This window comes from Ruegeria sp. F5 (genome assembly GCF_056533845.1).
This window is the reverse complement of the sequence record NZ_JBQFOU010000003.1, coordinates 192950-204819: the sequence shown is the minus strand read 5'-3', so window position 1 is coordinate 204819 and position 11870 is coordinate 192950. Positions and strand designations below refer to the sequence as shown.

Here is an 11870-nt window from a genome sequence, read left to right as displayed (position 1 = left end):
TCCGTTAGAATTGGGGTCGAACGTGGCCGCGCTTGATTCGGACGGCCGTGCGACAGAACGAACCTTGGTAAAGAGGTGACAGGGGTATGAGCCAGATAGAAGACTTACAACACCGCATCATGGCCGCGATGGATCGGATCGGAACGGGCGTCGAAGCGCTGCGCAAGGCGGCACCCGGCCAGGGCGGACAGGATACGGGTCTGCAGGTTGCTTTGGAGGATGAACGGCTTGCCAACGCCCAGTTGGAAGAGCGCCTGAAATCCCTGAAAGAGCGGCATCAGCAGGAAGTTGACGCAATGCGCGCCGATATGGAGCAATTGCGGGCGGCCTCGGGGCCCGGTGCGGAAGCTGACGCGCTGCGCGAGCAATTGACCGAGGCGACGGCAAAGCTGGCCTCGGTCGAGGCCGCGCGGGCGGAACTGGCCGAGGCGAAGGCGGCGCTGGACAACTCGGAAGAACTGGACGCGTTGCGGGCCGAGAACGCGAAGCTGCGCGGCGATCTGGAGGGCAGGGAAGATACCGCCCCGCTGCGGGCCGAGTTGCTGGAACTCAAAGGGCTGCTGGAACAGGCGCGGAAGATTGAAGCCGAGAACCAGCGGCTGAAGCTGGAACTGGCGGATACAGAACGCGTCGGCGACCTGACCGCCGAACTTGACATGCTGCGGGCCGAACGGGCGAGCCACGGGGCCGCGATGTCGCGGCTGGATGACGATCTGCAACGCATGCGCAAGGCCAATGAGCAACTGCGCGACTCGGTCGAAGAACTGCGCGCGGCGGCGGAAGACGGGATGGCGGATGCCGAGTTGCTGAACCGCGCCACCGTGGCCGAACTGGAAGCGACGCGCGCGGCACAGGCCACCGACGCGGCTGAAGCGCAGGCGGTGCTGGCACGGCTGGAACCGCTGCTGTCGCACGCAAAACTGGCAGAAGGTGAGGTAGAGTAATGCCCGAAGTAACCATTCACATCGGCGGGCGCGGCTTTGATGTTTCGTGCCAGGACGGGGAAGAGACCTTTTTGCAGGCCGCAGCCAAAATGCTGGATGATGAGGCGCAGGTTCTGTCAGACCAGATCGGACGCATGCCAGAATCGCGGATGCTGCTGATGGCGGGCCTTATGCTGGCCGACAAGACTGCGGCGACCGAGGACAAGGTCACAGCGTTGGAGGCAAAGCTGGCCGAGGTCGAAGCCGAATTGCAGACGCTGCGCAACGCCCCGGCACCTGAACTTGAACGGGTCGAAGTGGCCGTGGTGCCGCCATCCGTGACGGACACATTGGCGGAACTGGCAGCCCGGGCCGAAGCGCTGGCCTCGGTTGTTGAAGAAAAGTCCGCGCAATGAGACATGCGCTTGCCTCAGCCTGCGGCGTGTTGGCGGTGGTGTCCGCCACGGCGGCGCTGGCTGAGATTGATATTCTGTCGGTCACGTTCACCTGCGAGAACGGGGTTCCGCTGCCGGTCACGTACTTCAATGCTGCGGACGGGTCCGGTGCCGCGGCGACTATGGTCGACAACACGCTTATTGCCATGCGTCAGGTGCGCAGCGGGTCGGGCATCCGGTACGAATCCGTGGGCGGCGAGGGCACATATATCCTGCGCTCGAAAGGATGGGACGCTTCGATCAGCTATGTCGGGGCGGGCAGTGCCGCCACCGAACAGGTCATCTACAAGGAATGTTCCAGCCAGTAACGCCGGATCAGGCGTTGGCTTCGCGGATTTTGTCCGCCGCTTCCTTGTTGTAGCCGACGCCGTTTTCGTCGAACAACGTATCCAGCTCGCCCGACAGTGTCATCTCGGTGATGATGTCACAGCCGCCGACAAATTCACCTTTGACGTAAAGCTGCGGCACGGTCGGCCAGTCGGAGTAATCCTTGATACCCTGACGCACGTCCTCATCCGCCAGAACGTTCACGTCTGCATAGTCGACGCCCATATAGTTCAGAACACCTGCCACGCGCGAGGAAAACCCGCACTGCGGCATTTCCTTGGTGCCTTTCATATAGAGCACCACGTCATTGGCTTTGACGGTTTCGTCGATCTGGGTTTTCACGTCGGTCATTTCGCGTTTCCTTTCGGTTATCCCCTTGGGGACAAAGATCTCTATTAGCCCTGAGAGGACGTCAGTCAGGTGCCTTGGTGGTCAGCGCCAGCGCGTGCAACTCGCCATTTGGGCCGTCCATCTTGCCTTTCAAGGCCGCATAGACCGCGCGTTGTTGCTGAACCCGGTTTTTGCCGCGAAAGCTTTCGTCCACGACCATGGCGGACATATGCACGCCATCCTGCCCGCCAACCTGAATCTCGGCATCAGGGAAGGCTTCGCGCAGCAGGGTTTCGATTTCGTGGGCGCTCATCGGCATGTAGGTTACTCCTGAAAGTCTTTCCCAAGATGTAGAGCGATGCATCGGGGCGTGCAAGATGGGGATGGGGCGCTTAACCGGGAAATCCTGCGCCTGTTGACGGACGCAGGATTTCCGTATTTGGAACGAGAGGAAGCCTGCGGGATCAGGCCACCGCTGCGGCAAAGCTGTTTCGGAAGGTCTCGGTCAGGTCGGACAATGCGGCTTCGGAGCCGCCGATCTTGACGGTTTCGCCGGTGAATCGGCCCACCGAGACCAGAGGAACGCCCGCCTGTCCGGCGGCGATCATCAGGGCCTCGGCCTGATCGAAGTTGCAAGCGACCAGATAGCGGGCCTGATCCTCGCCAAACAGGAACCCGGTCGGCGCGTCGTCGAGGCAGACGCCCACGCCCGCAGCCTCGGCCAGTTCGAAGGCGGCCAGTGCCAGACCGCCGTCACCCAGATCGGTGCAGGCCTTGATCATCTCGCGGTTGGCGCGGATGAAATCACCGTTGCGCTTTTCCGCATCCAGATCGACATGCGGGGCGTCGCCGTCTTCGCGGTTGAACACCTCGACCAGCAGGGCGGATTGGCCCAGATGGCCGGTCGTTTCACCGATTACCAGCGCGACATGGCCCTCGCGGACCTCATTGCCGATGATTTCGTCGGTGTGGTTCAGCAGGCCGACCGCACCGATGGTGGGCGTGGGCAGGATGGCCTGACCGTCGGTTTCGTTGTAAAGCGAGACGTTGCCTGACACGATGGGCATGTCCAGCGCAGCAACGGCGGCGCCGATGCCTTTGATTGCGCCGACGAACTGGCCCATGATCTCGGGCTTTTCGGGGTTGCCGAAGTTCAGGTTGTCGGTTGTGGCCAGCGGCGTCGCTCCCACAGCGGTGAGGTTGCGATAGGCTTCGGCCACCGCCTGCTTGCCGCCTTCTTCCGGATTGGCGCGCACGTATCGGGGCGTCACATCCGAGGTGAAGGCCAGCACCTTGTCAGTGCCGTGCACGCGCACCATGCCTGCACCCAGACCGGGCGTGCGGGCGCTGTCGGCCATCACCATTGTATCGTATTGCTCGTAAACCCACTGTTTGCCCGCGTAGTTGGGCGAGGCGAGCAGGGCGCGCAACCCGTCGATCGGGTCGATCTGCGGCACGTCGGACAGGTCTTCGGCCTGCGGCGTGGGTTCCCACGGGCGGTCATATTCGGGTGCGGTCGAGGACAGTTTCGACAGGGGCAAGTCGGCTTTGATCTCGCCGTTATGCGTGATCAGAAAGCGGTCTTCGGCGATGGTTTCACCGACGATGGCGAAATCCAGATCCCATTTCTCGAAAACGGCGCGGGCTTCGGCCTCAAGCTCGGGTTTCAGGACCATCAGCATGCGTTCCTGCGACTCCGACAGCATCATTTCGTATGCGGTCATGTTCTCTTCGCGCTGAGGCACGGTTTCCAGATCAAGGCGAACGCCCAGACCGCCCTTGTCGCCCATCTCGACAGCGGAACAGGTCAGGCCCGCCGCGCCCATGTCCTGGATCGAGATCACCGCACCGGTCTGCATCAGCTCCAGCGTCGCCTCCATCAGGCGCTTTTCGGTGAAGGGGTCGCCGACCTGAACCGTGGGGCGCTTTTCTTCAATTGTGTCGTCAAACTCGGCCGAGGCCATGGTTGCGCCGCCGACGCCATCCCGGCCGGTCTTGGCGCCCAGATAGACGACCGGCATGCCGACGCCCGAGGCGGCGGAGTAGAAAATCTTGTCGCTATCGGCCAGTCCGGCGGCAAATGCGTTCACGAGGCAGTTGCCGTTATAAGCGGGGTGAAACCGAACCTCGCCACCGACGCAGGGAACCCCGAAACAGTTGCCATAGCCGCCGATGCCTTCGACCACTCCGTTCACCAGTTGGCGGGTCTTATGGTGATCCGGTTCGCCAAAGGACAGCGCGTTCATGGATGCGATGGGACGCGCGCCCATGGTAAAGACGTCGCGCAGGATGCCGCCAACGCCGGTGGCCGCGCCCTGATACGGTTCGATATACGAGGGGTGGTTGTGGCTTTCCATCTTGAAGACCACGGCCTGCCCATCACCGATATCGACCACGCCCGCGTTTTCACCGGGGCCGCAGATCACCTGAGGACCCGAGGTCGGCAAGGTCCGCAGCCATTTCTTTGAGGATTTGTAGGAACAATGCTCGTTCCACATCGCCGAAAAAATGCCAAGCTCGGTGAATGTCGGCTCGCGCCCGATGATCCCCAGGATCATGTCGTACTCTTCGGGTTTCAACCCGTGGGCGGCAATCAGATCCGGTGTGATGGCTGGCTCTTGCATCCTGTTTCAGTCCCCGAGATGGCAATGGTTGGCGCCTTTTAGGGGAAGGGGCCGCCGGGGGGAAGAGAAAAGGCAAAGCGAAAGGGTCCGGCACGCGGGTCCTGCCGGACCGCGTGCCGGGCGCAGGGTTATTTCTGTTCCTGCTGCTGCTGTGCCTGCTGGGCGACGGCGTCGCCGGCGGCTGCCCCAACGGCGGCTTTTTGTTCCTCGCTCAGATGCTCGGCATCGTCCAGGCCGGGGATGGCCACACGTACCTCGCGGCGGGCGAAGTCGATGCCGTTTTCCTTGAATGCGGCCTTGACCCGGTTGAAGATTTCCTTGCGCAGGGTGAACTGCTTACCGGGCTTGGCCATGAACTTACCGCGAATGATCATGCCCACATCGTCAAAGTCGAACACGCCTTGCGACTTGAAGGGCTGCAGGAAGCCGTCCTTGTGGGTCTCGTCCTCCATCATCTCGGCACCGATCTTCTTGAAGATCTTCTTGACCTTGTTGGGGTCGGTGTCGAAGGGCACGGTGAATTTCAGCTTCATGATGACCCAGTCACGGCTGTAATTGGTCAGTTTCTGAATCTCACCGTAAGGAATGGTATGAACCGGCCCGCGGTGGTGGCGTAGCTGCATCGAACGGATCGAGATTTTCTCGACCGTGCCAGTAGTGCCGCCAACATCAACATATTCACCCACGCGGAACGCATCGTCGATCAGGAAGAAAATCCCCCCGACGATATCCGAGACCAGTTTCTGCGCGCCGAAACCGATGGCGAGGCCAAGGATACCAGCACCGGCCAGAAGCGGTGTGATATCCAAACCCAACGCCCCCAGAGCCAGCAGAACAAAGATCACCGCAATCGCGACCTGAGCCGTGACCCGCAGCAGCGGCAGAACCGTGGCCAGACGCGACCCGCCCGTTCCACCGCCTTCGCCGGCCTCTTCATCGGGGCTTTGACCCGCCGTCTGTTCCTTGGCCAGACGCCGATTGATCCACAGCGAAACGATCTCGTTCAGGATGTAGCCCACGGCGATGATGATGAAGAACTGGATCAGACGGCTGCCGTCTTCCCCTCTGCCGCCCGCAATTTCCTGCAGGTCCAGATTCCAGGCCTTGGCAATCATCAGGATCACCAGAATGCCCGCCAGAACCCGGCCAATGCGGATATAGCTGCGCTTGGTGGATTTATAGGCGCGTTCTGCCACCGAACCTTCGCCCAGCATGGGTGGCTGCAAATGCCGCACCAGACCACGTATCAGCGTATCCAGCGCAGGCGCGATCAACAGCCAGAACATGGTGGTGAAATGCGCCCCATTGGTCAGCAGCGACAGGGTCCATGGGTTGCGCTGCGCCACCAGAAACTCGACCAGCAGCCAGATCACCGCCGAGACGCCAATGGCGAAATAGGGGTAATAATGCGCGATCTCCTCGTCGAACTTGGTGTGATCAGGGTCGGTGCCCAGCATCATCTGCGACAAGCCTTCGCGCGCTTTCCATGCGATCACACCGATATAGATGTGGGTCGCGGCGTTCAGCCAGAACCCGATACGCGTTTCGCCGGGGGTGATGCCGTTCAGCCTGTTGAAGTGAAGCAGGAACAAGGTGAAACCGATCAGGATCAGCAGGCCAATCAGGTTGCGGTGCAGGTACTTGGCCCAGTGATCATCGATGTTGACCAGCCGGTAATGGGGTTTGCTGGGCGCCAGAACAAAGCGCGAGGCGGCGGCCCCAAGCCGAGGAACCCAGATCAGATAAAACACAAACGGCGCGGCATAGGTGATCTGTTCCGTTGTCAAAAGGCCGCGCCCCACGGCCCGGATAACCACGTAGAACACGATCAATCCGGCGATTTCGCGGCAGAAGCGGCCAAACAGATAGCGGACAGCGCCCCACAGGTCGTTTTCGTCATCAACCTCGGTCTGAACGTGCCAGCGGCGTGTCAGCAACTCGAACAGTTTTTCCGCGACGAAGCCGACAACCAGAACGCTCAGAACCAGGCCCATCAGGGAAAATGCCCCGTTGACGCCGAATGTTCCGGTGAAATTCTCAATCGCACGGGCCTGTGCGCTGAATATGTGCGGCACGGTGACGATAACATGCGTCCAGGACGCCACCATTTCCGCCCAGATCTCGTTGATTTCGGTGATCGGGTCTTCACGCTCTTCGGCCTCTGCCGCGTTTTTCTCGGCAACGGCATCCAGGCGTTCCAGCAGGATTGACCGGACCTGGTCGTCGGACATTCGGGCGACCAGATCGTCGACCTGTTCGGGGGTCAGGTCCTCGGGGATGCTGATGGTCGCCGGCGCGCCGGAGCCTGAAGTTGTGGTGACTTGCGCGTGCACAGTCCCTGCAAAGACCACCAAAGACAGCACAGCCATCAACAGGCGAAATGGATGGAACATTGAATTTGCCCTCGATCACGAAAAATTTTGATTGTTTTTCGGGATCATAGAGGGAAGCGCGAGTTATTCCCAGAGTTTTCAACGCGCAGTGCGCGGGCAAGCGCCAAAAAAAGGCCGAGCACTAAGCTCGGCCGTAGTCCAACAGGGAGGTATGAAGAAGATAAGCGTTTCAGCATCATCGTCTTCGAGTGCTCATTTAGGGTGCAGTTTGTGAACGTTCAAGATTTTTTAGGCTTATGTTGAGACATGTCCGCTATGCTTTCTGTGCATAGCTACAGTTGTCCCATCTGCTTAAGCTGTTTACGCTGCTCAATTATTTCCGCTTGAACGAAGTCGCGGAAGGCCGCAACGCGCTGCGAGTGGCGCAGTTCCTCGGGGTAGGCAAGGTAGACCGGCACGTCTGATCTTTCGGCCTCGGGCAGGATCGGGACAAGCTGCGGGAAATCCTGCGTGACGTAATTTGGCAGAACGCCAATGCCCAGATTGTGCAGCACCCCCTGCAGAACGCCGAAATAATTGTTCACCGTTAGCAGGGAAACGGGGTCGAAGGTCATAAGATGCCGGACCATCGCGGCACTGGCCCCCACCTGTGGCGCTGCCGGTGTTTGGCAGATCAGCCTGTGGTCCTTGATATCTTCCGGCGTTTTCAGCGGTCCGCCGTGTGCTTCCAGGTATTCCTGCGTCGCATATAGCTGCATCTGGACGGTCATCAGGCGCTTTCGCACCAGATCGGCCTGGCTGGGCTCTTTCATGCGGATCGCCACGTCGGCCTCGCGCATTGGCAAGTCCAGAACGCGTTCTTCAAGCATCAGGTCGATGTTGAGTTCGGGGTACTGTTCGTAGAGCTTTGGCAGGCGCGGGGCCAGCCACAGGGTGCCGAAGCCGAACGTGGTGGTGACGCGCAGAACGCCGAACACCTTTTCTTCGCTGTCGCGGATACGGGCGGCGGCGGCGTCCAGACGTTTGGACATGGCTGAGGTCGCATCGAACAGCAACTCACCCTGTTCGGTTAGAATCAGCCCCCGCGCGTGGCGGTGAAACAGGGTCGCGTCGAGTGATTCTTCCAGCGCGCGGATCTGACGGCTCACGGCGGATTGAGACAAATTGAGCTTGTCGCCCGCATGGGTCAGGCTGCCGGCATCCGCAACCGCGTGAAATATTCTAAGCTTGTCCCAATCCATCGCCGCAACTTTCGTTATCTCGGGGAACGCCTATATGAAATAGGTAACAAGTTCCACATTCAAAGGATGAAATCGTTACGATTCAGGGGACAATGGCTATACAGGTCAGCTTTCATGACCTAAAATGAACAGAAATGTAGCACACTGATCTGACGAGGGGAGGCGTCTGATGAGCCAGCCAAAGATAACGTTGAACGACCGGTTCGATTTGTCGAAAAACCCCATTCTTCTGAACGGGACTCAGGCATTGGTGCGGCTGATGCTGATGCAGAAGGCGCGGGACATGAAGGCCGGGCTGAACACCGCCGGTCTGGTGACTGGCTATCGGGGTTCGCCCCTAGGCGCGGTGGATCAGCAGATGACGCGCGCGCAGAAGCAGCTGACCGAAAGCGACGTGACCTTTCAGTTCGGTCTGAACGAGGATCTGGCCGCCACCGCGCTTTGGGGCAGCCAGCAGGCCGGGCTGCGGAATGACGGCAAGTTCGACGGGGTTTTTGGCCTGTGGTATGGCAAAGGCCCCGGCGTGGACCGGTCAGGCGATGTGATGCGGCACGCAAATATGGCCGGGACCGCGCAGCATGGCGGTGTGCTGATGGCGATGGGGGATGACCATACGGGCGAAAGCTCGACCGTGTTGCATCAGTCCGAGTGGTCCCTTGTCGATATGTATATGCCGGTGGTCAGCCCGGCGGGCGTGCAGGAGATACTGGATTACGGTATTTACGGCTTTGCGCTCAGCCGCTTTGCCGGGCTTTGGGTCGGTCTGAAGACGATGAAGGACACGATCGAAGTCACCTCGGTCGTGGATGGCAGCCCCGGGCGGATGCAGCTGGTAACGCCCGAGTTTGAAATGCCCGAGGGCGGGCTGAACATCCGACTGGGCGATACACCACATCTGCAGGAAGCCCGGATCATCGACTACAAGCGCTTCGCGGCCGAGACGTTTTCCCATGCCAACAAGCTGGACAAACGGGTCTGGGGCAAGCCCGGTGCCAAGATCGGTTTCGTCGCGGCCGGCAAGAACTGGCTAGATCTGGCCCATGCCATGTCGCTGCTGAACATCGACGCGGATGAGGCCGAACGGCTGGGGATCACTACCTACAAGATCGGCCAGACCTTCCCGCTGGACATGGCCGGTTTCCACGACTGGGCCGAAGGGCTGGATCTGATCGTCATCGTCGAAGAAAAGCGCAAGCTGATCGAGGTGCAGGTCAAAGAGGCGATCTTTGACGACCGCCGGGGCCGCCGCGTTTACGGTTGGTACAAGGGCGGGGCAGGGACACTGCACCGGGAAGAGCTGTTCCCGACACGCGGTGCCTTGGACCCGATCATGATTGCCGAAAAGCTGGGCGAAATCCTGATCGAAGAAGGGCGCGACACGGACGGCGTGCGCGCCGGTCTGGCTAAACTGTCCGAGGCGCGCCGGGCCGACAACGCGCAGGAAATCGCGACGCGCCTGCCGTTTTTCTGCTCGGGCTGCCCACATAACAGCTCGACCAAGGTGCCGGATGGCAGCCGCGCCTATGCCGGGATTGGCTGTCACTACATGGTGCAATGGATGGACCGTGAGACCACCGGTTTCACCCAGATGGGCGGCGAAGGGGTGAACTGGGTTGGCGAGGCTCCGTTCTCGACCACCAAGCACGTGTTTCAGAACCTTGGCGATGGCACGTATAACCATTCGGGCGTGCAGGCCATACGGGCCGCATTGTCGGCGGGCACCAACATCACCTTTAAAATCCTGTTCAACGATGCTGTCGCCATGACCGGCGGGCAGGACAACGAGGGCGATCTGACCGCCGAACGCATCGTGGCCGAGGTCAAGGCGATGGGCGTCCAGCACGTGGCCGTGGTTTACGATGAAAAAGAAGACGTGAACTTCAAAGCTCTGCCCGGCAGCGTTGAGACCTTCGAACGCGCCGATCTGATGCAGGTGCAGGAGAAGTTTCGCGAGATCGAGGGCGTCTCGGTCATCGTTTATATCCAGACCTGTGCCGCCGAGAAACGCCGCCGCCGCAAACGGGGGGAGTTTCCTGATCCGGACAAGCGGGTCTTCATCAACACCGACGTCTGCGAAGGCTGCGGCGATTGCGGTGTGCAGTCGAACTGCGTGTCGATTGTGCCGAAACAGACCGAACTGGGCCGCAAACGCGCGATTGATCAGTCAAGCTGCAACAAGGATTTCTCGTGCCTCAACGGCTTTTGCCCTTCTTTCGTAACACTGGAAGGCGCAACGATCCGTAAAGAGGCGACGACCGAGATTGACCTGCCGGACTTGCCAATGCCGGTTTTGCCCCAGATCAAGGGCACGCATAACGTTGTGATCACCGGGGTCGGCGGCACTGGCGTCGTGACGCTGGGCGCGATTCTGGCACAAGCGGCGCAGGTCGATGGCAAAGGCGCGGGCATGATGGAGATGGCCGGGCTGGCCCAAAAGGGCGGCGCGGTGCATATCCACTGCCGTCTGGCGAACAAGCCCGAAGATATCAGCGCCATCCGGGTTGCAACCGGCGAAGCCCATGCGCTGATCGGGGGTGATCTGGTTGTCTCGGCTGGGGCCAAGACTCTGGGTCTGACCCGGACCGGGCAAACCGGGGCCGTGGTTAACAGCCACGAAACCGTCACCGGCGACTTCACTCGGGATACCGAGTTCCGCATTCCCAAGGATCGGCTGGAACTGGCGTTACAGGCGCGGCTGAAGGACGGGCTGTCCCTGTTCGATGCCACCGATCTGGCACGTGCTGTGATGGGCGATTCGATCTATTCGAACATGATGGTCTTCGGCGCAGCGTGGCAGCGGGGCTTCCTGCCGGTCAGCCATGACGCCATCGTGCATGCGATTGAACTGAACGGCACGGCGGTCGAGCGCAACAAACGCGCCTTCGACATCGGTCGCTGGGCCGTTCTGCACCCGGATCAGGTGCAGGCCATTCTGGCACCGTCGGTGACGGAAATGCCCAAGACTCTGGAACAGATTATCGATTTCCGCGCGCAGCATCTGACCGGGTATCAAAGCGCCCGGCTGGCCAAGCGGTATCGCAAGCTGGTGGAGTCGGTCGAAGACACCGAGGTGCGCGAGTCTCTGGCCAAGGGCTATCACAAGCTGCTGTCCTACAAGGACGAATACGAGGTCGCGCGCCTGTTGCTCAGCAGCCGCGAGAAAGCCGCGGCCGAGTTCGACGGCGACTTCAAGATGACCTTCCACCTTGCGCCGCCGTTTCTGGGCGGGTCCAGCGGCAATGGGCGACCCCGCAAACGGGCGTTCGGGGAATGGATGCTTGGCCCGCTCAAGGCGCTGACAAAGCTGAAATCCCTGCGCGGCACGCCGCTGGATATCTTTGGCTACTCGGCGGAACGCCGGATGGAACGCGCATTGATCCGGCAGTACGAAAAGGACATGCAGCAGGTTCTGCCCTTGCTGTCCGACAACACGCGCGACGCCATTGCCGCCCTGGCCCGGTTGCCGTTGGACATTCGCGGCTTTGGGCCGGTTCTGCTGGAAAACGAGGCAAAAGCCGCCAAACGGCGCGAGGAATTGCTGGCCATCATCCACAGCGGAGGGCCCGAGTTACGCGCTGCGGCAGAGTAAAATCGTCACAAGGCTGTCACGATATCTAGGCAAAATTGTCACCTAAAA

General features: G+C 60.6%; 9 protein-coding genes. 4 read left to right on the top strand and 5 right to left on the bottom strand.

Annotated elements, in window-relative coordinates:
- Nucleotides 1-86 precede the first annotated feature (86 nt).
- From ACR0K1_RS05925 to ACR0K1_RS05915, 3 genes are read left to right on the top strand one after another with little or no spacing between them, the layout of a single operon-like run.
- On the top strand, nucleotides 87-944 hold the full coding sequence (locus ACR0K1_RS05925; protein ID WP_480849221.1) for a hypothetical protein: 858 nt from the start codon (nucleotides 87-89) through the stop codon (nucleotides 942-944).
- A complete protein-coding gene (locus ACR0K1_RS05920) occupies nucleotides 944-1339 on the top strand; it encodes a cell division protein ZapA (protein WP_480849219.1) in 396 nt (131 codons plus the stop codon). The genes ACR0K1_RS05925 and ACR0K1_RS05920 overlap by 1 nt, the downstream gene beginning before the upstream one ends.
- Nucleotides 1336-1686 carry an MliC family protein gene (locus ACR0K1_RS05915; RefSeq protein WP_480849217.1) on the top strand — a complete coding sequence of 117 codons (351 nt, stop codon included), beginning with the start codon at nucleotides 1336-1338 and terminating at the stop codon, nucleotides 1684-1686. The genes ACR0K1_RS05920 and ACR0K1_RS05915 overlap by 4 nt, the downstream gene beginning before the upstream one ends.
- Nucleotides 1687-1693: 7 nt before the next feature.
- On the opposite strand, the gene grxD is transcribed toward ACR0K1_RS05915, so the two are convergent.
- From grxD to ACR0K1_RS05890, 5 genes are all read right to left on the bottom strand, one after another.
- The gene (grxD, locus tag ACR0K1_RS05910) at nucleotides 1694-2056 is read right to left on the bottom strand and encodes a Grx4 family monothiol glutaredoxin (protein ID WP_480610640.1); all 363 of its coding nucleotides are present in this window, start codon (nucleotides 2054-2056) and stop codon (nucleotides 1694-1696) included.
- Between the two features lie 61 nt (nucleotides 2057-2117).
- On the bottom strand, nucleotides 2118-2354 hold the full coding sequence (locus tag ACR0K1_RS05905) for a BolA/IbaG family iron-sulfur metabolism protein (protein WP_480849214.1): 237 nt from the start codon (nucleotides 2352-2354) through the stop codon (nucleotides 2118-2120).
- Nucleotides 2355-2499: 145 nt separating this feature from the next.
- Nucleotides 2500-4659 carry a phosphoribosylformylglycinamidine synthase subunit PurL gene (gene purL, locus ACR0K1_RS05900; RefSeq protein ID WP_480610645.1) on the bottom strand — a complete coding sequence of 720 codons (2160 nt, stop codon included), beginning with the start codon at nucleotides 4657-4659 and terminating at the stop codon, nucleotides 2500-2502.
- A gap of 128 nt (nucleotides 4660-4787) precedes the next feature.
- A complete protein-coding gene (locus tag ACR0K1_RS05895; RefSeq protein ID WP_480610648.1) occupies nucleotides 4788-7052 on the bottom strand; it encodes a mechanosensitive ion channel family protein in 2265 nt (754 codons plus the stop codon).
- A 272-nt stretch (nucleotides 7053-7324) separates the two neighbouring features.
- Complete coding sequence (locus tag ACR0K1_RS05890; protein WP_480610651.1) at nucleotides 7325-8233, bottom strand: LysR family transcriptional regulator; 909 nt, start codon at nucleotides 8231-8233, stop codon at nucleotides 7325-7327.
- 169 nt (nucleotides 8234-8402) lie between these two features.
- Here ACR0K1_RS05890 and ACR0K1_RS05885 point away from each other — a divergent pair, with 169 nt between their 5' ends.
- Entirely contained in the window at nucleotides 8403-11822 is a 3420-nt protein-coding gene (locus ACR0K1_RS05885) for an indolepyruvate ferredoxin oxidoreductase family protein (protein ID WP_480849211.1), read from the top strand.
- Nucleotides 11823-11870 lie beyond the last annotated feature (48 nt).

Coding starts and splice junctions, on each gene's coding strand:
- ACR0K1_RS05920 (WP_480849219.1), top strand. CDS start 944: ATGCCCGAAGTAACCATTCACATCGGCGGGCGCGGCTTTGATGTTTCG.
- purL (WP_480610645.1), bottom strand. CDS start 4,659: ATGCAAGAGCCAGCCATCACACCGGATCTGATTGCCGCCCACGGGTTG.
- ACR0K1_RS05885 (WP_480849211.1), top strand. CDS start 8,403: ATGAGCCAGCCAAAGATAACGTTGAACGACCGGTTCGATTTGTCGAAA.
- ACR0K1_RS05915 (WP_480849217.1), top strand. CDS start 1,336: ATGAGACATGCGCTTGCCTCAGCCTGCGGCGTGTTGGCGGTGGTGTCC.
- ACR0K1_RS05895 (WP_480610648.1), bottom strand. CDS start 7,052: ATGTTCCATCCATTTCGCCTGTTGATGGCTGTGCTGTCTTTGGTGGTC.
- ACR0K1_RS05905 (WP_480849214.1), bottom strand. CDS start 2,354: ATGCCGATGAGCGCCCACGAAATCGAAACCCTGCTGCGCGAAGCCTTC.
- ACR0K1_RS05925 (WP_480849221.1), top strand. CDS start 87: ATGAGCCAGATAGAAGACTTACAACACCGCATCATGGCCGCGATGGAT.
- ACR0K1_RS05890 (WP_480610651.1), bottom strand. CDS start 8,233: ATGGATTGGGACAAGCTTAGAATATTTCACGCGGTTGCGGATGCCGGC.
- grxD (WP_480610640.1), bottom strand. CDS start 2,056: ATGACCGACGTGAAAACCCAGATCGACGAAACCGTCAAAGCCAATGAC.